This is a genomic window from Nocardioides panacisoli, from assembly GCF_019448235.1.
GTDB lineage: Bacteria > Actinomycetota > Actinomycetes > Propionibacteriales > Nocardioidaceae > Nocardioides > Nocardioides panacisoli_A.
The window spans coordinates 1,314,535-1,337,575 of sequence record NZ_CP080409.1 but is presented as its reverse complement, the minus strand read 5'-3'; the positions used below and the strand labels follow the sequence as shown (position 1 = coordinate 1,337,575).

Sequence of the window (23,041 nt, the reverse complement as noted above, 5' to 3'; positions counted from 1 at the left end):
CGCCCCCGATCGCCGGTCGCACCGGCGCTGCCTGCTAGGTCCGGCGGACCACCCGTGCCGGTGACCCCGCGGCGAGGACGCCGGCCGGGAGGTCACGGGTGACCACCGATCCCGCACCCACGACGGTGTCGTCGCCGATCGTGACGCCGGGACACACGATGACCCTACCGCCGAGCCAGACGTTGTCGCCGATCGTGATGGGGATGCCCGACTCCCACTTCTCGCGCCGTTGGGCGGCGTCGAGCGGGTGGGTGGCGGTGAGCAGCTGCACGTGGGGACCGATCTGCACGTCCTTCCCGATATCGACGCGGACGACGTCGAGCACGACCAGCCCGAAGTTGGCGAAGGAGCCGGCACCGAAGGTGATCTGCGAGCCGTAGTCGCACCGGAACGGCGGGCGGATCTCGGCGCCGTCGCCGTACTCGCCCAGCAGCTCCACGAACAGGGCACGCAAGGACTCCCCGTCGGTGGGCTCGGTCGTGTTGATCCGATGGGTGAGGCCCTGGGCGCGCGCGGACGCGGCAGCGATCTCGGGGTCGTCGGCGAGGTAGGGCTCACCGGCGCGCATGCGGGCCAGCATCGACGGTTCGGTGGTCACGTCGCCAACCTACGAGGCGACTGGCGCGCGACCCGTGATCGGCCGACCCGGTCAGCCGAGCCGCAGGAGCGCGAGGAGGCGCCGTGCCGGCCCACCGCCGACCTCCTCGGCGCGGTCGAGGGCGGTCGGGACGTCGAGTCCGTCGCGCAACGGCGCGACGACCCGGTCGTCGCCGTCCTGGTCACCGGCGCGACCGGCGGCCGCGTAGAGCCGCTCCAGCCGTGACTGCGCGGCCGCGAGGTCGTCCTCGCGATAGTTCCACGGCTCGTCGTGGCGTCGGTCGATGAGCAGCGTGCGCAGTGCGGCAGGGGAGTGGGAGGCGAGGACATCGTCGACCAGGACCAGGTTACCGGTGGACTTGGCCATCTTCTGCCCGCCGACGCGGACCTCCCCGACGTGCAGAGCTGCCCGCTGGAACGGTCGTACGCCGCTGGCTGCCTCGACCATCGCCGACTGGTAGGCGTGGTGGGGGAAGCGCAGGTCCTCGCCACCGACGAGCACGTCGACCGCGGCCCCGTGGATCGCCAGGGCCATCGCGGCGCACTCGGCGTGCCATCCCGGACGGCCCCAGCCCCACGGACTGGACCACGCGGGATGGTCGGCCGGCGACGGCTGCCACACCGGGACGTCGAACGGGTCGTCCTTGTCCGTGGCGTCCGGGTCGTCGCCGTACTCCCGCGAGAGCGACAACGCCTCCTCGCGCGCCAGTCCGGCGCGGTCGAGCACGTCGCGGCCGCGGAACCAGACCGTGCCGTCGCGCTCGTACGCCGCGCCCGACTCGAGCAGCGCCGCCGCGAGCTGGACCACGGCGTCGACGTGGTGGCGGGCACGCGGCTGGTGGGTGGGCGTGGCGACGCGGAGCGCACGCATGCTCTGGTCGAAGACGCCCTCCTGGAGCAGCGCCAGCTCGTCGTAGTGGCGGCCGCGCTCGGCTGCCGCGGCGGTGAGTACGTCGTCGACGTCGGTGACGTTGCGGCACACGCTGGTGGCCAGGCCGGTGCTCTCCAGCACCGAGGACAGCACGTCGGCCCACACGAAGGTCGCGGCGTGGCCGAGGTGGGTGACGTCGTAGGGGGTGATGCCGCAGACGTAGACGCGGGCGGTGCCGACGGCGGAGACGGTGGTGTCGCCGAGCCGGACCCAGGCGGGGCTGGCGGGCAGGCGTCCGGTGCGGTGGGCGGGGTCCAGGGTGCCGGAGCTCATCGACGTGGAGGCCATGCCTCATTGTCACACTCCGGCGCGTCGCGCCGTCGCGGACCGTGGTGCGGCGCGATGCGCACTATCGTCGTGCCATGGCCCCCGAAGTGCCGCCCCGTCCCGAGCTCGTGGTGCTCGACGTCAACGAGACGCTGTCGGACCTCGCACCGCTGCGTGACGCCTTCGCCTCGGTGGGGCTCGGCGAGCACGAGGTGGAGGCGTGGTTCGCCGGCCTGCTGCGGGACGCCTTCGCGCTGACCGTGCTGGGGGACAACCCCGAGTTCGCCGACATCGCGTCGGCCTCGTTGCAGGCGCGGTTGAGCGCGGCCGGGATCGGCGTGAACTCGTCGGAGACCCAACAGGCGCTGGCACAGGAGGTGATGGCGCAGTTCCTCGCGCTGCGTCCGCACCCCGACGTGGTGCCGGCGCTGGTCGGTCTGGCCCATTCGGGGTGCCGCATCGTCACGTTGAGCAACGGCTCGTCCGCGGTCGCCCGCGCGCTGCTGGAGGGGACCGAGGCCGACGCGGTGATCGAGCGCTACCTCTCGGTCACCGACGCGGGAGCGTGGAAGCCCCACCCGAGCGCCTACGCGTATGCCCTGAGTGAGACCGGCGTCCCGGCGGAGCGGGCGATGCTGGTCGCGGTGCACCCGTGGGACCTCGCCGGGGCTCGGCGGGCCGGCCTGCGCACGGCCTGGATCGCGCGGGGGAGCGCGGCCTACCCCGGCCACTTCCCGGCGGCCGAGGTGGAGGCGTCGTCGATGACTGAGCTCGCCGACCTCTTCGCCGGCCACTGAGGGAGTGACGGAACCCACGGAATGGCAGGGATCGGTCCGCGGGTTCCCCACGGCGTAGGTACGACAACGTCGAGGAGTGAGCACCATGCCCCTGCCGCAGTCGCCGGCCCCGTCCCTGGACCTCCCGCTCGTCTCCGGCGGCCGGTTCCGCCTCGCCGACCAGGAGCCGGAGAACTTCACGCTCGTGGTGTTCTACCGGGGACTCCACTGTCCGATCTGCAGCCAGCAGCTCAAGGAGATCGACCGTCGCCACGACGAGCTCCGAGCGGCCGGCATCACGCCGGTCGCCGTCAGCGGTGACAGTGCCGAGCGCGCTGCCCGGAGCGTGGAGAAGTGGCACCTCGAGCAGCTGCCGGTGGCCCACGGCCAGACCGTCGAGTCGATGCGTGAGTGGGGCCTGTTCGTCAGCAAGGGCATCAACGACCAGGAGCCGGAGCTCTTCGGCGAGCCCGGCGTCTTCCTGATCCGCCCCGACGGGACGATCTACTGGCAGGTCCTCGGGTCGATGCCGTTCGGTCGTCCGCACCTCGACGACGTCCTCAACGCCGTGACGTTCGTCGTCGAGAACGACTACCCGGCGCGGGGCGAGGCCTGAGGCGTCGGACCGGTGGGGCCGGCGCGGGTCACCGCGTCGGCCCCATGGTCCGCCGCATCACCAGTCGTGGGAGCCGGCTGGCCACCGCGTCGGTGGTGCCGACGACCTCGAAGCCGGCGGCCGCGAACATCGCGCGCGTGCCGACGAACGCCATCGTGGTGTCCATCCGTCCGGTCGGCTCGACCGGATGGGCCTCGACCGCGGGTGCGCCGCGGGAGGCGGCGTACGCGACGGCGCCCTCGAGCAGCGGGAGCGTGTGACCCCGCTTGCGGTGTCCGCCGCGGATGACCACGCAGATGATGCTCCACACGGCGACCTCATCGACCGGCCGGATGAGCCGCGAGGCCTCCAGCTTCGGGATCTCCGAGCGCGGGGCGATCGAGCACCAGCCGACCGGCTCGCCGTCGGCGTACCCGATGACACCCGGAGGTACGTCACCCGCGACCAGGCACCGCATCGCCCGTTCGCGGTCGCCGTCACCGAGCTCCTCGATGCGGCGTGCGGGGAGCCGGTGGGAGAGGCACCAACAGTGGGTGGCACGACGGTTGGGGTTGACCACGTCGGCGAAGTCCTCGAACCGGTCGGTGGTCAGCGGGCGGACGTCGAAGGCCATGGGACCGTCCTACCCCCGACCACCGACGGCGTCGACGTACGCCGACCGGCGCGGCGACGACTAGTCCGTCAGCAGCGCGACGGCGCGGTCGCGGTCCTGGTGGTCCAGCACGTCGACGACCTTGTCCTCCAACATCCGGTAGGCGCGGAAGAAGGCGTCGAGCTCCTCCAGGAATGCTGACGGCAGGTCGTGCAGGTCCCCGAGGTGGTCGGCATGGTGGTCGTGCAGGGGAACGGCGATGATCTTGGACTCGTCGATGTCGCCCACCCGGAGCAGGAACGATCCGATGACCCGGCAGCGGATGTGGATGCCGGGGAAGGTCGGCTCGTCGAGCAGCACGAGCGCGTCGAGCTCGTCGCCGTCCTCGCCGTCGACGCCGACGACGTAGCCGTAGTCGCCGGGGAACCCGGCCGGCCCGCCGAGGCGGCGGTCGAACCACATCTCCCCGTCGTCGCCGACCTCGTACTTGTTCTGGCTGCCGCGCGGGATCTCCACGACGACGTCACACACGCCGTCGGCGTGCATCGCGGCACGGTCGGTCCAGTCCGAGTGGTGGCCCATGCGCCGACCCTAGCCACTGCCCCCCCACGAGAAACGCCCCCGAGCGACCGTGGGTTGCTCGGGGGCGTCTGCTCGGAGCCTCAACCGATCGCATGTCGCAATGGAGCCTCGTGGACAACAAGACGAGCCTCTGACATGCACAAGTGCTCTAGGGGCGCGTCCGCTCGCGCACGGCGGAGCGGGGGGCGGACCCACCCGTCCCCTGGGCACGACTAACCGATGCGATTTAGGCGAAGAGTGAATCGGGTGAGATAGCGGGCGGGGAAAGTGTCGTCTTCCGTCTCAGCTTGATCAACTCTTAGGTCGAGGTTGAGTACGTCTGAGATCTGCCTCGCAGTCGCTAGGCCGACCCCGAGCCCACTGAGTTCGACCCGACGGGCGGCTTCCGCTCTGTATTGAGGAAGAAAGATCTTGATCCGCTCAGATGGCTCGATCTTGGGTCCGAGTGACTCAAACGTGAGGGCGACGTGTTCCTCCGTCTCCTCGAGGATCACGGCCGCTTGCGAATTCGCCGGAGCATACTTGACCAAGTTATCGAGTAGACCTTGGATTACCGCTCCAATGGCATCGTTGTTGTAGTACGAATATGCATAACACGTTCCAAGCAAATCAATCTGCAAATGTTTTTGCTCGGCTTGCCACCTGTATATGCGGAGGTACTTGAGCGCGAACGGGTGAATCTGGAATCGCCTTTCTCCACCGGCCGCCCTGTTGGCCTCGTTGAGAAACAGCATCGAGTCCATTTTTACCAGCATCAACTCGGTTGAGTAGAAGATCGCCCCCTCCGTTGGGAGTTTGTTCGCTGCTTCTTCTGGCGCCAGTTTTGGGTGTTGAGCGTGAAGAAGTTGTTCGGCGTGCCCGCGGACCAACTTCACGAGCTGCAGGAAATCGTGACTCTGGTTCAAGTTGTCGGCGAAATCTTCACGGAGCTTTCGAGCGATCGCGTCATAGACCGCGGGCTTGCTCTCCAAGTCGTGTAGAAGAGCAGTCTGCATCAACTCGTAGTCGTCGATGACACCTGGCCCAAGGCGTCGCGCGCGTTGTGCGGATTCTTCAAGGTCATGCTTGCGGACATGTCTGCTCCGCTCGGTTCGTGCCCGCTTCTTGGATCGCTTCGTGTTCGAAGGAAGGTCGACCGCCACCACTCCATTGATGAGGCGCGAATCGTCAATGCGGGCGTATGTCAAGCCGTACCGACAAGTCGATGCCTCGCCGATGGGTGTCGTTCCGTCGTCAAGACACTCGCGCGTAGTGCAAGACGAGCAGTCGGGATGAGAACTAATGAGCGTTCCATCAGTCAGCTGCTCACGGGTCATTGTTGGAAATGGAAACAAGTTCCAGACGTTTCCCGTCATGCGGCTGCGATGGTCGAGACAACCTTGATGCCGACCGAGATTAGATGGACAACGGTGTCGACTCGATCGCGATCTGGTAAGTGAGATCCTAGGTATCGTTGTAGGTCATCGGTTTTCCCAGTATTGAAAGCTCGGAGCGCCTTCGACACGGCCCGCGGCGCCAGGGCCGCACTCTCCCCGAGTTCCCGATTCATGGCCGCGATGAAGTAGCCGGGTGAAGCGTGACGTACGAGGAGGTCGTCGATCTTCGCCTTGTAGTCGACATAACTTTGTCCCTTGTCGAACACGGCGTCGGCCAGAAACAGGTACTCACTGGAGGAGACCAACTGTCGCTGGGCGGAATACACGATGACGGCCTGAGCCGGATTGGAGTGTTTGACGTGCTGAAGAATCCCCAGGCCCTGCAAGTCCGGACTCTCTTTGAGCCCCACGCCTTGGATGTCGAGCAGGATTACGTCCCAGTGACCATCGGTGAGTTGAGACAGGTTCTTGATGTCCGGCCACCGCTCGAAATGATACCCGTCTCGCTCGAAGCTCTTCTGCGCGGGAAAAGCATGATCGTCGATCACCAGAACACGGGCGCGCTTGCGGACAGTCTCGATGTCCGGTGGCGAGGTCGAAACCTGACGCTTCCACAGCATCTCATGAGCCTAGTCGCTCGCCGACGCGCTTGGGGGCGTTGGGGCTAGTTGGGCAGTGTGTGCTCTCTGTAAGGGGGAGACTGATGGAAAACAACGAACGACGTTTCCGCAGGTCAGAGTGCCTGCGGAAACGTCGTCGCTGGTCAGCTAACGGGGCTGATCAGATGTCGTAGTAGAGCTCGAACTCGTGCGGGTGCGGCCGCAGCTGCACCGGCGCGATCTCCTCGTCACGCTTGTAGGAGATCCAGGTGTCGATCAGGTCGGGGGTGAACACGTCGCCCTCGGTGAGGAACTCGTGGTCGTCCTCGAGTGCGTCGAGCACCTTGTCCAGCGAGGTCGGGACCTGGTCGATCTCCGACATCTCGTCCGGCGGGAGCTCGTAGATGTCCTTGTCGATCGGGGCCGGCGGCTCGATCTTGTTCTTGATGCCGTCCACACCGGCCAGCATTAGCGCCGAGAAGGCCAGGTACGGGTTGGCCGACGGGTCCGGGAAGCGGCACTCCACGCGCTTGGCCTTCGGGTTCGCACCCGTGATCGGGATCCGCACCGACGCGGAGCGGTTCCGCGAGGAGTAGACCAGCGAGATCGGGGCCTCGAAGCCCGGCACCAGGCGGTGGTAGGAGTTCACCGACGGGTTGGTGAAGGCCAGCAGCGACGGAGCGTGCTTGAGGATGCCGCCGATGTACCAGCGAGCCGTCTCCGACAGGCCGCCGTAGCCGGACTCGTCGTAGAACAGCGGCTCGCCGCCCTTCCACAGCGAGGAGTGCACGTGCATGCCGGAGCCGTTGTCCTCGAAGATCGGCTTGGGCATGAAGGTGACCGACTTGTTGTTCTGCCAGGCCGTGTTCTTGATGATGTACTTGAACTTCATCACGTCGTCGGCGGCCTTGAGCAGCGTGTCGAACTTGTAGTTGATCTCCGCCTGGCCCGCGGTGCCGACCTCGTGGTGGGCGCGCTCGACCAGCAGCCCGGACTGCTCGAGGTTCTTCACCATCTCGTCGCGCAGGTCGCTGTAGTGGTCGTACGGCGCGACCGGGAAGTAACCGCCCTTGAAGCGGGTCTTGTAGCCCAGGTTGTCGCCGTCGGCGCCGGTGTTCCACCAGCCCTCGACGGAGTCGATGTGGTAGTACGACTCGTTCGGCGAGGTGTTGTAACGCACCTTGTCGAAGATGTAGAACTCCGCCTCCGGCGCGAAGAAAGCGGTGTCGGCGATGCCGGTCGTGTCGAGGTAGGCCAGCGCCTTCCGCGCGATGTTGCGCGGGTCGCGGGAGTAGGCCTCGCCGGTGATCGGGTCGTGGATGAAGAAGTTCACCACGAGGGTCTTGGAGTCACGGAACGGGTCCAGGTACGCCGTGGTCGGGTCCGGGAAGAGCGCCATGTCGGACTCGTTGATGGCCTGGAAGCCACGGATCGAGGAGCCGTCGAAGGCGAGGCCGGTCTCGAACACGTCGGCGTCGAAGGAGGACACGGGCACGGTGAAGTGCTGCATGATGCCCGGCAGGTCGCAGAAGCGGATGTCAACGAACTCGACCCCCTCATCCTTGACGTACTTGAGCAGCTCGTCGCTGTTGCTGAACATGCATCTCCTCCTCGGCCGGCTCGGGCCAGCTCTGTCAGGTCGCCTCGGGATCGAGAACGTCGTGGGGGATGTTACCGACGCCACGTGGCGCGGGTTCCACCTGTTCGAAACCTAGGGAGCGCCAGTTTCTCGACGGTCATCGCCGTGTTTCGTGCATGTAACAGGTTCGGAGGCGGACGCTCAGTGCCCGGCCCGGCCCATCAACTCCTGGAACGTCGTGCGCGAGACGGTGGCCGTGCCAGCCATCAGGTCGTGCAGGCCGCGGCCGTCGGGGCGGAAGACCAGCGGCGGGATCACCAGCACGATGGCGGCCTGACGCACCAGGATGCGCAGCGGGTTGATGAACAGCATCCGACCGTCCGCCGGCACGACGCGCAGGCCGAGCAGCAGCTTGCCGAACGAGCCGCCCACCAGCCAGGTGAGCAGTGCCGACTGGGCGACGTACGCCGCCAGGACCCACCACTGTGCCGAGGAGGCGGGCTCGGAGTAGGCGTCCAGCCCGACCACCGCGATCACGGCCAGGGTGCAGGCGATCCAGTCCACGAAGAGCGCGGCGGCGCGCCGGCCCCACGAGGCGGTCGCGAACGTCGGGTCAGCGACCACGGAGGTTCTGCCGCATGCCCTTCATGCTGGTGGGCATCGGGCCGTGGGGCATCGGCACCTTCGGACGCTGGGAGTCCAGCGCCTTGAGGCGGTGGAGGATGTCGGTGATCTCGGCGGGCTTGACGTTGCGGCCGAGCTTGCGCACATGCTTGACCAGGCGGGGGAGCGGGACCTGCCCGTCTCCGTCGCCGACCATCACCTCGTGCACCGGCACGCCGTCCAGCACCCGCTCGTGCTTGCGGCGCTCGCCGGCCAGCAGCTGCTTGAGCCGCTGCGGGTTGCCCTCACCGACCAGCACGATCCCCGGCGGCCCCACCACCCGGTGGACCATGTCCTGCTGCTTGTTGAAGCCGACCATCTCCTCGATCTTCCAACCGCGGCGGAGCATGGTCAGGGCACGGGCGCCGGCGCCGAGCTGGCCCTCCATCTGGCGGTAGGCGGCCTTCTGGGCGCGGCGACCGAAGATGATCATCGCGGCCAACAGGCCCAGCAGGATGCCGGAAATGACGGCCATGACCAGGCCGAAGGTGCCCTGCGGCGGGATCAGGTAGATCAGGTAGCCACCGACGAGGCCGGCGAGCAGGAAGCTCCCCAGCAGCAACCAGCCGATGACGGGGTCGACCCGCTTGGTCATGCGGTAGGTCTCGACCATCTGCTGGCGACGGTTCATCGCTGCGGGGTCGCTGGGCTTGGCGGCCTTCTCGGCCTTCTTGTCCTTCTTCGCCATCGTCAGTGGTGCTGCCTTCTGCTGGTGGGTGGTGCGGAGGTCTCGCCGGGCGCGACCACCGGTGGAGTTGCGCTCAGGCGGTCGCCTGGTCGGCGCGCGCGTCCATCGCCTGACGGTACAACCGCCCGGCCCGGTACGACGACCGCACCAGCGGACCGGACATCACGCCGGAGAAGCCGATCTCGAGGGCCTCGTCGTGGAGTTCGACGAACTCCTCGGGCTTCACCCAGCGCTCCACCGGGTGATGCCGCGCCGAGGGACGAAGGTACTGGGTGATGGTCACCAGCTCGCACCCGGCCTCGTGCAGGTCGCGCAGCGCCTCGCTGACCTCCTCACGGGTCTCGCCCATGCCCAGGATCAGGTTGGACTTGGTCACCAGCCCGTAGTCACGCGCCGCGGTGAGGACGCCCAGCGACCGCTCGTAGCGGAACGCCGGCCGGATCCGGCGGAAGATCCGCGGCACGGTCTCCACGTTGTGGGCCAGCACCTCCGGCCGCGAGGAGAAGACCTCCTCGAGCAGGTCCGGCTCGGCGTTGAAGTCCGGAATCAGGTTCTCCACGCCGGTGTCGGGGTTGAGCTCGTGGATCTTGCGCACGGTCTCGGCGTAGAGCCACGCACCGCCGTCGTCGAGGTCGTCACGGGCCACGCCGGTGATGGTGGCGTAGCGCAGCTCCATCCGCTGCACCGACTCGGCCACGCGGCGCGGCTCGTCGCGGTCCAGCGGGCTCGGCTTGCCGGTGTCGATCTGGCAGAAGTCGCACCGGCGGGTGCACTGGTCACCACCGATGAGGAAGGTCGCCTCACGGTCCTCCCAGCACTCGAAGATGTTGGGACAACCGGCCTCCTGGCAGACCGTGTGGAGACCTTCGGACTTCACCAGGTCCTGCAGCTGCTTGTACTGCGGACCCATCTTCGCCTTGGTCTTGATCCACGACGGCTTGCGCTCGATCGGGGTCTCGGCGTTGCGGACCTCCAGCCGGAGGAGCTTGCGGCCCTCGGGGGCTGGTGCGGCGTTGGACTCGGGGCTCGACTGCTGCGACGAAGTCACCCGCCCAGTCTACGCGCGGAGCCAGCGTGTCCCGATTCCCCGCGGCCGGCTCAGGCGGTGCCGGGACGGACCAGTTCGATGCGCGGCTCACGGGCCGGGTCGGGCTTCGCCGGATAGTCCGGAGTCGCCTCGTAGTCACCCCACGCGAGCAGCCCACCCAGGTGACGGCGTACGCCGGGCAACACGTCGCGGACCGTGACGGCGCGACCGGTCTCCTGGGTCAGCGAGGTGACGCCGGCGTCGGCGATGCCGCACGGCACGAAGCGGTCGTACCAACCGAGGTCGACGTCGCAGTTGAGGGCGAACCCGTGCATGGTGATGCCGCGACTGACGCGGATCCCGATCGCGGCGATCTTGCGCTCGGGCAGCCCACGGGAGGGGTCCTCGCGCAGCCAGACGCCGCTGCGGCCCGGCACGCGGGCGGTGGTGACACCGAAGTCGGCGCACACCGAGATCAGGGCCTCCTCGACCCGACGGACGTAGTCGACGACCTTCACGTGGTCGGGGAGGCGCACGATCGGGTAGCCCACGAGCTGGCCGGGGCCGTGGAAGGTGATCTTGCCGCCGCGGTCGACGTCGATCACGTCCGCGCCACCGGGATCGGCCGGCACCTCCTCGGGACGCGTGCGCTTGCCGGCGGTGAAGACCGGTGGGTGCTCCAGCAGCAGCACCGTGTCCGGTCGCGTGCCCTCCACGACCTCGGCGTGCACGCTGCGCTGGAGGTCCCAGGCTGCGCGGTAGTCGATCGCGTGCTCGCCGAGCCCGGCCTCACTGAACTCCACATCGCTCACCTCCCCGACACTACTCCCGTGACCGGGCCGTGCCTGTGGACGGCGGGATGCGGGCGAGGCCGACGCCGGGTAGGACTACCGCATGTCCGACACGGGTTCCGGGGTTGCCAGCGACACCAGTGGCACGAGCGCCACCGTGACGGCCGCGTCGATCGCGGTCCTCGTCGCCGTCGTGGGCCTGGTGGTCTCGACGTGGCTCTGGGGCGCGGCCACCGACGGTCCGTCCGGGACCCCGGCCGATGCCACCGCCGGCGACACCGCGGGCGCCGCCGCCACGCTCGACTCGACCTCGGCCCCGGCGCCCGTCGCCGGCGAGTCGCCGGTCGGGGTGCTGCGGGCGTGGGACCGGCGGCGCGCCGACGCGTGGTCGACAGGAGACGCGGCCGGGCTGGCCCGCCTGTACGCCGACGGCGCCGAGGCCGGACGACGCGACGTCGCGATGCTGCGCCGGTGGAACGATCGCGGCCTGCGGGTGCACGGGATGCGGATGCAGGTCCTCGACGTCGACGTCCGGCGCGCCACCGACCGACGGGTCGTGGTGCACGTGACCGACCGGCTGACGGGAGCGGTCGCCGAACGGGTCGACGACGGCCGACGGTGGGAGCTGCCCGCCGACCGGGCGGAGACGCGGCGGCTGGTGTTCCGGCGTACGACGTCGGGGTGGGTGCTGGCCGCGGCCTACGACAGGCCGTTGGCCACGATCGCGGCGACGTCGGGGTCGGACATCTCGTGACCCCAGTCGGCGAGCGCCGCCGGCACCGTGTTGAGTGAGTTGAGCACCTCGGGGGCCATCGGACCCGCCGCGAGCCGGATCGCGGGACCCGGCACGTGGGCGAACGCTGGGCGACCCACCGCGCGGGCGAGGGCCGCGGTGAACTCGGCGTTGGTCGGCGTGCGGGTGCTGCACAGGTTGACCGGCCCCGCAGCGGTCGGGTGCTCGGCCAGGAAGGCGACGGCACCGATCCAGTCGCGCAGCGAGATCATGGGCATGTGCTGACGGCCGCTGCCCAGGCGACCTCCCAGTCCGGCGCGGAACTGCAGCCGCATCGCCTTCAGCGGCATGCTGGCGCCGTCCATCACCGGCGACGTGCGCAGGATGCACACGCGGGCGCCGGCGTCCTGCGCCGGAGCGGTCGCCGCCTGCCAGTCGCGGCACACCTCGGTGAGGAGGCCGTGGCCACGGGTGTCGGCGGTTTCGGGCAGCTCGGTGGTGCCGTGGTCGCCGTACCAGCTGATCCCGTTGCCGGCGAGGAAGGCGGGCTTGGCGCCGGGTGCGGTGGCGATCGCCTCGGCGAGCAGGCCGGTGCTCATCACCCGGCTCTCCCGGAGCTCGGTCGCCCACCGCGAGGAGTGCGGGTTGCCGATGGTCGGCGAGCCCGCGAGGTTCACCACCACGTCGGACTCATGGATGACATGGGTGTCGATGTCACCGGCGGCCGGGTCCCAGCGCGACTCGTCCGGCCCCTCGGGGGCACGACGGACCAGGCGGACGACCCGGTGGCCGCGCTGCTCGAGCTCGGCGCACAGGTGGCCGCCGAGGAAGCCGGAGCTCCCACCGACGGCCACCTGCATGCTCACGTCCGGTCCTTCCTGAGCCGAGGACTCACACCTGGAACTCGGCCGACTCCAGGCGCTGCTTGACCTCCTGCAGGAACCGGCCCGCGTCGGCGCCGTCGATCAGCCGGTGGTCGTAGGTCAGCGCGAAGTGGACCATGTGCCGCACCGCGATGGTCTCGCCGAGGTTCGGGTCGTCGATGACCACCGGGCGCTTGACCACCGAACCGGGACCCAGGATCGCGACCTGGGGCTGGTTGATGATCGGGGTGTCCCACAGCGCGCCGACGCTGCCGAGGTTGGTGATGGTGAACGTGCCCCCGGTCAGCTCGTCCGGACCGATCTTGTTGGTACGGGTCCGCTCCGCGACGTCGGCGATCTTCTTCGCCAGCCCCGAGATGGACAGGTCGCCCGCGTCCCGGATCACCGGGGTGAGCAGGCCCTTCTCGGTGTCGACCGCGATCGAGAGGTTCTCGTGGTCGTAGTAGGTGACCGTGCCCTCGTCGGTGTCGATCGTGGCGTTGATCGACGGGTGCTGCTTCAGCGCGTCGATCGCTGCCTTGGCGAAGAACGGCAGGTAGGACAGCTTCACGCCCTCGCGGGCGAGGAAGTCCTCCTTGGCCTTCTCCCGCAACCGCGCGATCCCGGTGACGTCGATCTCCACGACCTGGGTGAGCTGGGCCGACTGCTGCAGCGACTCCACCATCCGGGCCGAGATGACCTTGCGCAGGCGCGACATCTTCTCGGTCTTGCCCCGCAGCGGGGAGGGGCTGTCGCTGGGCGCGCTCGGCGCCTGGCTGCTCGCCGCCGGAGCCGACGCGGCGGGGGCCGCGGACTCCTGCGTGCCGCGCTCCGCGGCGTCGAGCACGTCCTGCTTGCGGATACGGCCGCCGACCCCGGAGCCCTCGACCGTGGCCAGGTCGACGCCGTGCCGGGACGCGAGCTTGCGCACCAGCGGCGTGACGTAGCCGTGGCCATCGCCGGAGGAGCTGCTCGCCGCGGACGGTGCGGACTTCTGCGCAGCGGGCTCGGGTGCCGACTCCTGCTTGGGTGCCGGCTCCTCGGCCTTCTTCGGCTCCGGCTCCGGCTCGGGCTCCTCGGCCTTCGCGGGCTCCGGCTCGGGCTTCTTCTCCTCGGCGGGCTTCGCAGCCGGCTTCCCGGAGCCGACGACGGCCAGCTCGGCGCCGACCTCGACGGTCTCGTCCTCGTCGGCCTTGATCTCGAGCAGGGTGCCGCCCACGGGGGAGGGGATCTCGGTGTCGACCTTGTCGGTGGAGACCTCGAGCAGCGGCTCGTCGACCTCGACCTCGTCGCCGACCTGCTTGAGCCAGCGGGTGATCGTGCCCTCGGTGACGGACTCACCCAGCGCCGGCAGCGTGACCGGCGTACCCTCGCCGCCGCCGGAGCCTCCGGAGTCGTCGGATCCGCCGGACTCCTCGGAGTCCTCCTGGGCCGCCGGCTGCTCCTCCGGCTCCGAGGACTGCTCCTCGTCCGCGCCGGAATCGGCCTCGGCCTCGCCGCCGGCCTCGTCCTCGTCGTCGCCGTCGTCGCCACCGTCGGAGGTGGCCTCGTCGGACTCGCCGATCAGCGCCAGGACGGCGCCGACCTCGACGGTCTCGTCGTCCTCGGCCTTGATCTCGAGCAGGGTGCCGCCGACCGGGGACGGGATCTCGGTGTCGACCTTGTCGGTGGACACTTCGAGTAGGGGTTCGTCGACCGCGACCTCCTCACCGACCTGCTTGAGCCAGCGGGTGACAGTGCCCTCGGTGACGGATTCTCCGAGGGCGGGGAGGGTGACTTCGGTCGCCATGAATTCCTCGTCTCACATCGGGTGTCGGGACGAGTATCGCGCACGTCGGCAACCCATGTGCAAGGCCCCGTGCTCACGCGTCCCGATCCGGTCGCCGTACGACCCCCGCCGAGCCATGCGGCACACTGGTGTGCATGGGCATGTGGGACCGGTTCCGTCGGCGTCGTCCTCGGATGAGCAAGCCGGCGCGCGACGCCGCTCGCACCGGTTCGACCCGGGTACGGGCGTCGGACAAGGCCGACACCGAGCACCTGACGTCGTGGGTGAGCGAGCGGCGCGGCGTCGAGGGATTCGTCGAGCCGCGCACCGCCGTCAGCGAGGTGACGCTGCTGCTGGTCGCCCATGACGGGGAGTGGACGCGTCGCCGCGTGCCGAGCGTGAAGTGGGCCCACGACTTCTGCAACGACCAGCGACTGCCGTCCTACGACGCCGCCGTGGTGGGCGTGCCGCAGCGCATGCGGGAGTACAACTCGCGGGTCCGCCAACGGCGCAAGGCCGCCGAGCGCCGCGACGCGACCGACTGAGCCGGACCCGGGGGAGCCCGGCGGTCGCCGGCGCCCCGAGCGGGTCAGTCCGACTCGGCGAGCGAGCGCGCCAGCTCCACCAGCGTCGCCACGCCGTAGCCGGTGCCACCCGGCGTCCAGTGACCCACGGCCCCGCCGGAGTTGTAGCCGGGGCCGGCGATGTCCAGGTGGGCCCAGGGCCGGCCGGCCGTGAACTCACGCAGGAACGCGGCCGCCATCAGGCCGCCACCCCACCGGACCCAGTCGTGCTGGGCGAGGTCGGCGATCTTGCTGCCGTGCACCCGGGACTCGATGTACTCGTGGATCGGCATCGGCCAGGCGTCCTCGCCCGCCGTCTCGGCAGCCGCGAGCACCTGGGCGACCGACGGGTCGTCCCCGAGCACGCCGGCGATCCGGTCACCCAGGGCCTGGACCATGTGGCCGGTCAGGGTGGCGACGTCGACGATGAGGTCCGGCTCCTTCTCGGTCGCCATCGTCAGCGCGTCGGCGAGCACGAGGCGGCCCTCGGCGTCGGTGTTGGTGATCTCCACGGTCTTGCCCGAGTACGTGCGCAGCACGTCGCCGGGGCGCATCGAGGCGCCACTGACCATGTTCTCGGCCATCGCGGCGTACGTCGTCACCCGGACGGGGAGCCCGAGCTCGGCGATCGCGAGGGTCGCCATGACCACCGCAGCGGCGCCGGCCATGTCGCTCTTCATCGTGGCCATGCCGCTGCCGGGCTTGAGCGTGAGCCCACCGGAGTCGTAGGTGATGCCCTTGCCGACGAGCGCCAGGTGCGTGGTCGCGCCCTTGGGCCTGTACTCCATCTCCAGCAGACGCGGGGGAGCGGCGGAGCCCTGGCCCACGCCGAGGATGCCGCCGCAGCCGAGCTTCGCGAGTTCCTTCTCGTCGCGCACCGTGACCCGCACCTTGCTGCCCGAGGCCTTGGTGGCCGCGCGGACGGCGCGGGTCACCGACTCTGCGAACACCGGTGGGGTCAGGTCGGCGCCGGGGACGTTGACCCAGTCGCGCGTGGTGGTCGTGGCGGTGGTGACGGCGAGCGCCGCCTCCAGCGCCGCCGTCGCCTCCTTGCGGCGGGCGAGCGGGGTCAGCAGCACGATCTCGGCCGCGCTCTCGCGCTCGGCGCCGTTGCTGCGGTAGTCGGTGAAGGTGTAGCCCCCGAGCAGGTAGCCCTCCATCGCGGCGCGCACCAGCTCGACGCCGTCGGCGGGCAGCGCGAGCGCGACGGACGCGGCGTTGGTCACCGCGCGGGCGGCGTTGCCCGCGGCCGCGCGCACCTCACGCGGCCCGGGCTCCTCGCCGAGCCCGACGAAGACCAGCAGCGGGGACTTGATCGTGCCGTGGGTGGGGACCTTGGCCACCTCGCCGGCCTTGCCGCGGACACCCAGGGAGGACAGCATCGGCGCGAGCCTGCGGCCGTACGCCGACGCCACGTCCTGGGCACCCTCCGCGAGCTGCGGGGTGCCCCGGCGACCCTTGCCGGGAACCACCCCGATCACGACGGCGTCGGCGCGGGACTTGGCCGGGCTGGCGTTGCGGAGTGCATAGGACGTCACACGCCGCAGGATAGCCAGCCGCCACGTCGTGGGGTTCGGATAGGTTCGGCGGCATGGCCGATACGACGAGCAGCCACCTCCACCGGTCGCCGTTGCACGAGCGCCACGAGGCGCTGGGCGCGAAGTTCGCCGAGTTCGGCGGCTGGTCGATGCCGTTGGAGTACCCCACCGGCGTCGTCACCGAGCACAAGGCCGTGCGCAGCGCCGCCGGGATCTTCGACGTCAGCCACCTCGGCAAGGCCGTGGTCCGCGGCCCCGGGGCAGCGGAGTTCGTCAACGCGACGCTCACCAACGACCTCGGCAAGGTAGCTCCCGGCAAGGCGCAGTACACGCTGTGCTGTGACGACGACGGCGGGATCCTCGATGACCTGATCAGCTACTACCGCGCCGACGACGAGGTGCTGCTGGTCCCCAACGCCGCGAACACCTCCGGTGTCGTGGGTCGGTTGCAGGCCGCGGCGCCGGAGGGCGTCGAGGTGGTCGACCAGCACCACGACCTCGCCGTCCTCGCCGTCCAGGGACCTCGCTCCGCCGACCTGCTGCGCGACCTGGGCCTGCCCACGGACCACGACTTCATGAGCTTCGCCGACGCCGAGGTCGACGGCGCATCCGTGGTCGTGTGCCGCAGCGGCTACACCGGCGAGCGTGGTTACGAGCTGATCGTGCCCAACGACGCCGCGGCCGCGGTCTGGGACGCCCTGCTGGCGGCGGGGGAGCCTCACGGCCTCACCCCGGCCGGGCTCGGCGCCCGCGACACGTTGCGCACCGAGATGGGCTACCCGCTGCACGGGCAGGACATCTCGCCGGCCGTCACGCCCAACGAGGCACGGCTGGGTTGGGCGGTCGGCTGGAAGAAGCAGTCCTTCTGGGGCCGCGACGCCCTCCTCGCGGAGCGGGAGCAGGGCGCCCGCCGCAAGCTGGTCGGTCTGGTGGCCACCGGGCGAGCCATTCCCCGCCCGCAGATGCAGGTCAGCCTGCTGCCCGACGTACCGCTCGGAGAGATCACCTCCGGCACGTTCTCGCCCACCCTGCGCAAGGGCGTCGGCCTCGCCCTGCTGGCGACCAGCGTCGACGACGACGCCGAGGTCTCGGTGGACGTCCGGGGGCGTCGCGAGGTGTTCCGGGTGACCAAGCCCCCGTTCGTCGACCCGTCGGTGAAGGAGTCCTGAGATGAACCTGCCCGAGCCCCCGAGCGCCTTCCGCGCCCCGACCCCGAGTGAGCGGCCGTGGTCGTGGCGTCACGAGACCGCCGACGGCGCCGAGGTCGACCTCAGCACCACCGAAGCGGCGGACCTGGCCGACGAGCGGTTCGCCAGCCAGTCCGACGCCGAGTCCTGGATCGGCGAGACCTGGCAGGACCTGCTCGATGCCGGGGTCGCCCAGGTGACCCTCCTCGAGGTCGATCGCGTGGTCTACGGGCCCATGTCGCTGAGCGCCTAGGCTGGTCGCGTGCAGGCTTACCTCGATCTCGTCCGCCGCATCCTCGACGAGGGCGTGGCCAAGTCCGACCGCACCGGCACCGGCACGCTGAGCGTCTTCGGGCACCAGATGCGCTTCGAGCTCGGGGCCGGCTTCCCGCTGGTGACGACCAAGAAGGTCCACACGCGCTCGGTGTTCGGTGAGCTGCTGTGGTTCCTGCGGGGCGACACCAACGTGCGGTGGCTCCAGGAGCGCGGCATCTCCATCTGGGACGAGTGGGCCGACGAGCAGGGCGACCTCGGGCCGGTGTACGGCGCGCAGTGGCGCTCCTGGCCCGCGCCCGACGGGCGCCACATCGACCAGCTGGCACAGGTCATCGAGCAGATCCGCAGTCATCCCGACAGCCGGCGGCACGTGGTCTCGGCGTGGAACCCCGCGGACGTGCCGGACATGGCGCTCGCGCCGTGCCACAGCCTGTTCCAGTTCTACGTCGCCGACGGACGCCTGAGCTGCCAGCTCTACCAACGTTCGGGCGACGTGTTCCTCGGTGTGCCGTTCAACATCGCCTCCTACGCGCTGCTCACCCACATGGTGGCGCAGGTGACCGGACTGCGGGTCGGCGACTTCGTGCACACCCTCGGGGACGCGCACCTCTACTCCAACCACCTGGAGCAGGCGCGGCTCCAGCTCACCCGCGAGCCGCGGCCGCTCCCGACGCTGCGGCTCAACCCAGCGGTCACCGCCATCGACGAGTTCGAGCTCGAGGACATCACCGTCGAGGGGTACGACCCGCACCCGGGGATCAAGGCGCCCATCGCCGTATGAGCGCGAGGAGCCCCCACGGAGGTACGGCGAGCGCCAGCGAGGTGTGCCGGAGTGAGGCACCGCAGGGCGAGTGCGAGACGAGTGCCGTATGAGCACGCCTCGAGGACGCCGCGTGACGATGGTCGCCGCGCTCGCCGAGAACGGCGTGATCGGTGCCGAGGGCAACATCCCCTGGCACGTGCCGGCCGACTTCCAGCACTTCAAGGCCACCACGTCGGGCCACGTGCTCATCGTGGGACGGACCACGCACGAGGGCATCGGCAGGCCGTTGCCGGACCGCCACACCATCGTGCTCACGAGCAACCGCGACTGGCGCGGCGAGGGCGTCGACGTCGCACACGACATCACCGAGGCACTCGAGCTGGCGGACCGGGTCATCGACGGGCGCGAAGAGGAGTGCGAGGTGATGATCGGTGGTGGGTCGGTCGTCTACGAGGCGGCGCTGCCCTACGCCGACGTCCAGGTGCTCAGCGAGATCCCGGTGTCGCCGGAGGGCGACACCCACTACCCGGAGTTCGACCGTCGCCGCTGGTCCGAGGCCAGTCGGGAGCCCCGCGACGGCTTCACCGTGGTGCGCTGGGAGCGCACCTTCGGCTGCGGTGGGAGCTGAGCGGACCGCGGGGCCGGGGCCCCGACACTGCGCCCGATCGACGCATGCGGCAGGGTCGTGGTCGTGCCCATCGGGCCAGCTCGGGGTGCCGTGGCGGACTCGCCGGTGTTGAAAAGTTGACCGGATTGATACCTGCCCACCCCCGACGAGCCCCCTAGGGTGAGGTGCAAACGACATCGAGGGACGAGGAGTGGATCCCATGCGGCCCAACCGCAATGGCAGGACTCGGACGAAGATGCTGGCGCTGACCGGCGTGGCGGCACTGATGAGCGTCGGCCTCGCTGCGTGCGGCAGCGACGACGGCGGCGGCGACGGGGCCGAGGGGGACCTCCCGCCCAAGGACGAGACGATCCAGATCGGCATCGCCAACGAGCAGCCCTACGGCTACATGGGCGACGACGGCGAGGCCACGGGCTTCTCGCCCGACATCGCGCGGACCGTGCTCGAGGACATGGGCTACACCGACCTGGAGTTCAGCGTGGTCGAGTTCGGCCAGCTGATCAGCGGCATCAACGCCGGTCAGTTCGACATGGTCGCGGCCGGCATGTACCTCAACCCCGAGCGGTCCAAGCAGGTGCTGTTCACCGACCCGAACTACTGCATCCCCGAGGGCCTCGCGGTCGCCAAGGGCAACCCCGAGGGCATCGAGAGCTACGCGACGTTCCGGGAGAACTCCGACCTCACGCTGGCCGTCGCCAGTGGCACGGTCGAGGTCGGCTACGCCGAGTCCGCAGGAGTGCCCAAGGAGCAGGTGAAGACCTTCTCCGGCATCGACCAGATGTACAACGCGCTGGAGGCCGGTGAGGTCGACGCCGTGACCGGCACCGCGCCGACCGTCGACGGCCAGGTCAAGGGCCGCGGCGCGGTCGAGGCCATCGAGCCGTTCTACCCCGAGGCCGCCGAGGGCAACGACCCGATCGTGCAGCCCTGCGGTGGTGTGGCCTTCAACCTCGAGGACCAGGCCTTCAGGGACGCCTTCAACGACGTGCTGACCGAGTACAAGGAGGACGGCACGACCGAGGAGATCATCACCGGCTACCCGGGCTTCTCCACGGAGAACGTCGAGCAGGCCAACGAGCTCACGGCCGACGACTTCAAGTGAGCTGACGCGCTCGGGCCCCGGGCCGGACCCCACGGGGTCGGCCCCGGGCCCGCGGCGCGCGGTCGGAAAGGCTGAAAACCGTGGGTGACCTCCTGCTCGAGCCGAGCCAGTACGAGCTCCTCATCGAGTCGTCGCTGATGACGATCCGGATCCTCGTCGGCGCCTTCGTCCTCGGCATCGTGCTCTCGCTGATCTTCGGCGTGGCCCGGCTGTCCGACGTGGAGTGGGTGCGCGGCGCCGCGTTGGTGTTCGTCGAGCTGGCGCGTGGCAGCTCCTCGATCATCCTGCTGTTCATGGCGGCGTACGCCCTCCCGGCGATCCTGGACATCGACCAGCCACCGTTGCAGTACGCCGCGATCGTGGCACTCGGCATCAACATGGGTGGCTACGGCGCGGAGATCATCCGCGGCGCCATCCTCTCGGTGCCGAAGGGGCAGAACGAGGCGTCGATCTCGCTCAACCTCAGCCCGTTCCAGCGGCTGCGCCACGTGGTGCTGCCGCAGGCGATGACGGTGATCCTGCCGCCGATGGGCAACCTGACCATCGAGATCCTCAAGGGCACGGCGCTGGTGAGCCTGATCGGGGTCACCGACATCATGGGGATGGCCAACAACATCCGCCAGCAGCAGCTCGCGAACGCTTCTGGTTCATTGCCGATCCTCTACCTCAACGTGCTGGTCCTCTACTTCATCCTCTCCCAGGTCGTGAGCATCGCGTTCCGGTTCCTGGAGTGGCAGAACACGAAGCGGTTCAAGGGCGGGCCGACCCTCTCGGCCGACGAACTCCCCGCCTCCATCCGTAGCCAACAGCCGGGAGCAGGAGGATGAGCGCGGACATGACGACCGACACCGACGTGCGCGACGAGCCGCAGATCGAGGAGTTCCGGCCGCACCGCAAGTGGTACCGCCGCCCCGACATCATGGTGCCGCTGGTGCTGGTGCTGCTCGGCTACTCCCTGCTCGTCGGCGGTGTGGACCGGGTCAACTCCTACGACACCTCGATGGAGGCACCCGGCGGCCTGGTCACGTTCGATTGGGCCTTCTTCTTCCACATGGTGCCGCTGATGGTGCAGGGCATGCTGGTCACTGCCAAGGGTGCGCTGCTCGGGTTCGCAGTGGCGATCGTCCTCGGCTTCTTCCTGGCACTCGGACGACGCACGACGTTCAAGCCGGTCAGCTGGCCCACGGCGTTCCTCATCGAGTTCATCCGCTCGACGCCGCTGCTGGTCCAGCTCTTCTTCTGGCAGGCCTTCTTCCGCTACGTCGAGGTCGGTCTCAGCCCGATGACGATCCTGATGGTGGGCCTCGGCATCCACTACGCGACGTACTGCTCGGAGGCCTACCGTGCCGGCATCAACTCCGTCGATGCCGGTCAGTGGGAGGCCGCTACCGCCCTCAACCTCGGCCCCACGACGAAGTGGACGCGGGTGATCATCCCGCAGGCCGTGCCGAACGTGTTGCCCGCGCTGGGCAACTTCCTGGTGGCGGCGTTCAAGGACGCGCCGATGGGCGTGGCCGTCAACGTCCACGGCATGCTCTTTTTTGCGAACCAAGTGCGGGCCGACACCTTCCGCGACACCGAGCCCTACCTGCTGATCGGCCTCGGCTTCCTGATGCTGAGCCTCCCGGCGGCGTGGGCCGTCCGACAACTCGAGAGGAAGATCGCCTATGAGCGCGTCTGAGACCACCGCATCCGTGACGGCTGCCGACAAGAGTGCCGCCGGTGTCACCTTCCGCAACGTCAACAAGGCCTTCGGCACCAACGTGGTGCTGCGCGACCTCGACCTCGACGTCGCGCCGGGGGAGAAGGTCGTCATCATCGGGCCCTCCGGCTCCGGCAAGACCACCATCCTGCGGGTCACCATGACCCTGGAGCGGCCGGACTCGGGCACCGTCAAGATCGGCGACCGGCACCTCTACCACGAGCCGCACGGCGACAAGTTGCGTCCGGCGGGGGAGAAGCACGTCTCCGAGGTGCGCTCCGACATCGGGATGGTGTTCCAGCACTTCAACCTGTTCCCGCACATGACCGCGCTGGAGAACATCATGCTGGCGCCGATGAAGGTGCACGGGAAGTCCCGCGACGAGGCCAGCGAGAAGGGCATGCGGCTGCTGGACCAGGTCGGGCTCGCGCACGCGGCGAACCAGACCCCGGGCCAGCTCTCGGGTGGCCAGAAGCAGCGCGTCGCGATCGCCCGGTCACTGGCCTGCGAGCCGCGCGTGATGCTCTTCGACGAGGTCACCTCCGCGCTCGACCCCGAGCTGGTCGGCGAGGTGCTCAACGTGCTGCGCGACATCGCCGAGGAGGGCAACACCACGATGCTGCTGGTGACCCACGAGATGGGCTTCGCCCGGGAGATGGCCGACCGCCTCCTGATGTTCGACGGCGGCCAGATCATCGAGGAGGGGCGCCCGGCCGACGTCCTGGACAACCCGCGGCACGAGCGCACCCAGGCGTTCCTCGGCGCGGTCAAGGGGCACTGAGGCCCGGCGAGGTCGACGGTCCCGACAGGCTCGACCAACGGCGGGACCGTTCT

26 protein-coding genes are annotated in these 23,041 nt (G+C 69.4%); 12 read left to right on the top strand and 14 right to left on the bottom strand.

From position 1 onward, the window contains the following. Positions 1–34: 34 nt before the first annotated feature. Both KUV85_RS06595 and KUV85_RS06590 read right to left on the bottom strand, forming a co-directional pair. Positions 35–598: a sugar O-acetyltransferase gene (locus KUV85_RS06595; RefSeq protein WP_273544002.1), complete on the bottom strand. Its 564-nt coding sequence runs from the start codon at positions 596–598 to the stop codon at positions 35–37. Positions 599–649: 51 nt separating this feature from the next. Continuing rightward, the gene (locus KUV85_RS06590; protein ID WP_219962414.1) at positions 650–1,816 is read right to left on the bottom strand and encodes a hypothetical protein; all 1,167 of its coding nucleotides are present in this window, start codon (positions 1,814–1,816) and stop codon (positions 650–652) included. A 74-nt stretch (positions 1,817–1,890) separates the two neighbouring features. Here KUV85_RS06590 and KUV85_RS06585 point away from each other — a divergent pair, with 74 nt between their 5' ends. Further along, positions 1,891–2,592: a haloacid dehalogenase type II gene (locus tag KUV85_RS06585; protein WP_219962413.1), complete on the top strand. Its 702-nt coding sequence runs from the start codon at positions 1,891–1,893 to the stop codon at positions 2,590–2,592. An 85-nt stretch (positions 2,593–2,677) separates the two neighbouring features. Beyond that, positions 2,678–3,187 (top strand): peroxiredoxin-like family protein, encoded by a 510-nt coding sequence (locus tag KUV85_RS06580; protein WP_237690262.1) that lies wholly within the window; start codon positions 2,678–2,680, stop codon positions 3,185–3,187. 28 nt (positions 3,188–3,215) lie between these two features. Here KUV85_RS06580 and KUV85_RS06575 read toward each other — a convergent pair whose 3' ends face one another. The 9 genes from KUV85_RS06575 to lipB form a co-directional block, all read right to left on the bottom strand. Then, on the bottom strand, positions 3,216–3,800 hold the full coding sequence (locus KUV85_RS06575; protein ID WP_219962411.1) for a GNAT family N-acetyltransferase: 585 nt from the start codon (positions 3,798–3,800) through the stop codon (positions 3,216–3,218). 60 nt (positions 3,801–3,860) lie between these two features. Next, a complete protein-coding gene (locus KUV85_RS06570) occupies positions 3,861–4,361 on the bottom strand; it encodes an inorganic diphosphatase (RefSeq protein ID WP_219962410.1) in 501 nt (166 codons plus the stop codon). 212 nt (positions 4,362–4,573) lie between these two features. Continuing rightward, positions 4,574–5,677 (bottom strand): sensor histidine kinase, encoded by a 1,104-nt coding sequence (locus tag KUV85_RS06565; RefSeq protein ID WP_219962409.1) that lies wholly within the window; start codon positions 5,675–5,677, stop codon positions 4,574–4,576. Positions 5,678–5,712: 35 nt separating this feature from the next. Next, entirely contained in the window at positions 5,713–6,357 is a 645-nt protein-coding gene (locus KUV85_RS06560; protein WP_219962408.1) for a hypothetical protein, read from the bottom strand. A 160-nt stretch (positions 6,358–6,517) separates the two neighbouring features. After that, a complete protein-coding gene (gene glnA, locus KUV85_RS06555) occupies positions 6,518–7,936 on the bottom strand; it encodes a type I glutamate--ammonia ligase (RefSeq protein WP_219962407.1) in 1,419 nt (472 codons plus the stop codon). Between the two features lie 180 nt (positions 7,937–8,116). Further along, entirely contained in the window at positions 8,117–8,539 is a 423-nt protein-coding gene (locus KUV85_RS06550) for an RDD family protein (protein WP_219962406.1), read from the bottom strand. Further along, a complete protein-coding gene (locus KUV85_RS06545; RefSeq protein WP_219962405.1) occupies positions 8,529–9,266 on the bottom strand; it encodes a DUF4191 domain-containing protein in 738 nt (245 codons plus the stop codon). The genes KUV85_RS06550 and KUV85_RS06545 overlap by 11 nt, the downstream gene beginning before the upstream one ends. Before the next feature lie 73 nt (positions 9,267–9,339). Beyond that, the gene (gene lipA / locus KUV85_RS06540; RefSeq protein WP_219962404.1) at positions 9,340–10,314 is read right to left on the bottom strand and encodes a lipoyl synthase; all 975 of its coding nucleotides are present in this window, start codon (positions 10,312–10,314) and stop codon (positions 9,340–9,342) included. Positions 10,315–10,364: 50 nt separating this feature from the next. Next, on the bottom strand, positions 10,365–11,105 hold the full coding sequence (gene lipB, locus KUV85_RS06535) for a lipoyl(octanoyl) transferase LipB (RefSeq protein WP_219962403.1): 741 nt from the start codon (positions 11,103–11,105) through the stop codon (positions 10,365–10,367). 82 nt (positions 11,106–11,187) lie between these two features. Between lipB and KUV85_RS06530 the strand changes: the two genes are divergently transcribed. Further along, the gene (locus KUV85_RS06530; protein WP_219962402.1) at positions 11,188–11,838 is read left to right on the top strand and encodes a hypothetical protein; all 651 of its coding nucleotides are present in this window, start codon (positions 11,188–11,190) and stop codon (positions 11,836–11,838) included. Here KUV85_RS06530 and KUV85_RS06525 read toward each other — a convergent pair. Beyond that, complete coding sequence (locus tag KUV85_RS06525) at positions 11,784–12,677, bottom strand: TIGR01777 family oxidoreductase (protein WP_237690261.1); 894 nt, start codon at positions 12,675–12,677, stop codon at positions 11,784–11,786. The two genes, KUV85_RS06530 and KUV85_RS06525, sit on opposite strands and share 55 nt — an antisense overlap. A gap of 31 nt (positions 12,678–12,708) precedes the next feature. Further along, positions 12,709–14,469: a 2-oxoglutarate dehydrogenase, E2 component, dihydrolipoamide succinyltransferase gene (gene sucB, locus KUV85_RS06520; RefSeq protein ID WP_219962400.1), complete on the bottom strand. Its 1,761-nt coding sequence runs from the start codon at positions 14,467–14,469 to the stop codon at positions 12,709–12,711. Between the two features lie 134 nt (positions 14,470–14,603). On the opposite strand from sucB, the gene KUV85_RS06515 reads away from it, so the two are divergent. Then, positions 14,604–14,993 (top strand): hypothetical protein, encoded by a 390-nt coding sequence (locus KUV85_RS06515; RefSeq protein ID WP_219962399.1) that lies wholly within the window; start codon positions 14,604–14,606, stop codon positions 14,991–14,993. 44 nt (positions 14,994–15,037) lie between these two features. Here KUV85_RS06515 and KUV85_RS06510 read toward each other — a convergent pair whose 3' ends face one another. Beyond that, positions 15,038–16,549: a leucyl aminopeptidase gene (locus KUV85_RS06510; protein ID WP_219962398.1), complete on the bottom strand. Its 1,512-nt coding sequence runs from the start codon at positions 16,547–16,549 to the stop codon at positions 15,038–15,040. A 53-nt stretch (positions 16,550–16,602) separates the two neighbouring features. On the opposite strand from KUV85_RS06510, the gene gcvT reads away from it, so the two are divergent. The 8 genes from gcvT to ehuA all read left to right on the top strand — a co-directional run bounded on the left by gcvT (position 16,603) and on the right by ehuA (position 22,988). Continuing rightward, positions 16,603–17,718 carry a glycine cleavage system aminomethyltransferase GcvT gene (gene gcvT / locus KUV85_RS06505; protein WP_219962397.1) on the top strand — a complete coding sequence of 372 codons (1,116 nt, stop codon included), beginning with the start codon at positions 16,603–16,605 and terminating at the stop codon, positions 17,716–17,718. 1 nt (position 17,719) lies between these two features. Further along, a complete protein-coding gene (locus tag KUV85_RS06500; protein WP_219962396.1) occupies positions 17,720–17,989 on the top strand; it encodes a hypothetical protein in 270 nt (89 codons plus the stop codon). Positions 17,990–17,998: 9 nt separating this feature from the next. After that, positions 17,999–18,793, top strand: a complete 795-nt coding sequence (locus tag KUV85_RS06495; protein ID WP_219962395.1) for a thymidylate synthase — start codon at positions 17,999–18,001, stop codon at positions 18,791–18,793. Between the two features lie 88 nt (positions 18,794–18,881). Beyond that, on the top strand, positions 18,882–19,403 hold the full coding sequence (locus KUV85_RS06490; protein WP_219962394.1) for a dihydrofolate reductase: 522 nt from the start codon (positions 18,882–18,884) through the stop codon (positions 19,401–19,403). Positions 19,404–19,602: 199 nt separating this feature from the next. Continuing rightward, on the top strand, positions 19,603–20,505 hold the full coding sequence (gene ehuB / locus KUV85_RS06485) for an ectoine/hydroxyectoine ABC transporter substrate-binding protein EhuB (RefSeq protein WP_219962393.1): 903 nt from the start codon (positions 19,603–19,605) through the stop codon (positions 20,503–20,505). 80 nt (positions 20,506–20,585) lie between these two features. Continuing rightward, positions 20,586–21,332: an amino acid ABC transporter permease gene (locus tag KUV85_RS06480; protein ID WP_219962392.1), complete on the top strand. Its 747-nt coding sequence runs from the start codon at positions 20,586–20,588 to the stop codon at positions 21,330–21,332. Between the two features lie 8 nt (positions 21,333–21,340). Further along, on the top strand, positions 21,341–22,186 hold the full coding sequence (gene ehuD / locus KUV85_RS06475) for an ectoine/hydroxyectoine ABC transporter permease subunit EhuD (protein ID WP_219962391.1): 846 nt from the start codon (positions 21,341–21,343) through the stop codon (positions 22,184–22,186). Next, positions 22,173–22,988 (top strand): ectoine/hydroxyectoine ABC transporter ATP-binding protein EhuA, encoded by an 816-nt coding sequence (gene ehuA, locus KUV85_RS06470; RefSeq protein ID WP_219962390.1) that lies wholly within the window; start codon positions 22,173–22,175, stop codon positions 22,986–22,988. Before ehuD ends, ehuA begins: the two co-directional genes overlap by 14 nt. Positions 22,989–23,041 lie beyond the last annotated feature (53 nt).

What these genes read in the sequence shown, in the direction of transcription:
- KUV85_RS06590 (WP_219962414.1), bottom strand. Translation starts at nt 1,816, where the DNA reads ATGGCCTCCACGTCGATGAGCTCCGGCACCCTGGACCCCGCCCACCGC.
- KUV85_RS06585 (WP_219962413.1), top strand. Translation starts at nt 1,891, where the DNA reads ATGGCCCCCGAAGTGCCGCCCCGTCCCGAGCTCGTGGTGCTCGACGTC.
- KUV85_RS06580 (WP_237690262.1), top strand. Translation starts at nt 2,678, where the DNA reads ATGCCCCTGCCGCAGTCGCCGGCCCCGTCCCTGGACCTCCCGCTCGTC.
- KUV85_RS06575 (WP_219962411.1), bottom strand. Translation starts at nt 3,800, where the DNA reads ATGGCCTTCGACGTCCGCCCGCTGACCACCGACCGGTTCGAGGACTTC.
- KUV85_RS06570 (WP_219962410.1), bottom strand. Translation starts at nt 4,361, where the DNA reads ATGGGCCACCACTCGGACTGGACCGACCGTGCCGCGATGCACGCCGAC.
- KUV85_RS06565 (WP_219962409.1), bottom strand. Translation starts at nt 5,677, where the DNA reads ATGACCCGTGAGCAGCTGACTGATGGAACGCTCATTAGTTCTCATCCC.
- KUV85_RS06560 (WP_219962408.1), bottom strand. Translation starts at nt 6,357, where the DNA reads ATGCTGTGGAAGCGTCAGGTTTCGACCTCGCCACCGGACATCGAGACT.
- glnA (WP_219962407.1), bottom strand. Translation starts at nt 7,936, where the DNA reads ATGTTCAGCAACAGCGACGAGCTGCTCAAGTACGTCAAGGATGAGGGG.
- KUV85_RS06545 (WP_219962405.1), bottom strand. Translation starts at nt 9,266, where the DNA reads ATGGCGAAGAAGGACAAGAAGGCCGAGAAGGCCGCCAAGCCCAGCGAC.
- KUV85_RS06530 (WP_219962402.1), top strand. Translation starts at nt 11,188, where the DNA reads ATGTCCGACACGGGTTCCGGGGTTGCCAGCGACACCAGTGGCACGAGC.
- KUV85_RS06525 (WP_237690261.1), bottom strand. Translation starts at nt 12,677, where the DNA reads ATGCAGGTGGCCGTCGGTGGGAGCTCCGGCTTCCTCGGCGGCCACCTG.
- sucB (WP_219962400.1), bottom strand. Translation starts at nt 14,469, where the DNA reads ATGGCGACCGAAGTCACCCTCCCCGCCCTCGGAGAATCCGTCACCGAG.
- KUV85_RS06515 (WP_219962399.1), top strand. Translation starts at nt 14,604, where the DNA reads ATGGGCATGTGGGACCGGTTCCGTCGGCGTCGTCCTCGGATGAGCAAG.
- gcvT (WP_219962397.1), top strand. Translation starts at nt 16,603, where the DNA reads ATGGCCGATACGACGAGCAGCCACCTCCACCGGTCGCCGTTGCACGAG.
- KUV85_RS06500 (WP_219962396.1), top strand. Translation starts at nt 17,720, where the DNA reads ATGAACCTGCCCGAGCCCCCGAGCGCCTTCCGCGCCCCGACCCCGAGT.
- KUV85_RS06490 (WP_219962394.1), top strand. Translation starts at nt 18,882, where the DNA reads ATGAGCACGCCTCGAGGACGCCGCGTGACGATGGTCGCCGCGCTCGCC.
- ehuB (WP_219962393.1), top strand. Translation starts at nt 19,603, where the DNA reads ATGCGGCCCAACCGCAATGGCAGGACTCGGACGAAGATGCTGGCGCTG.
- ehuD (WP_219962391.1), top strand. Translation starts at nt 21,341, where the DNA reads ATGACGACCGACACCGACGTGCGCGACGAGCCGCAGATCGAGGAGTTC.
- ehuA (WP_219962390.1), top strand. Translation starts at nt 22,173, where the DNA reads ATGAGCGCGTCTGAGACCACCGCATCCGTGACGGCTGCCGACAAGAGT.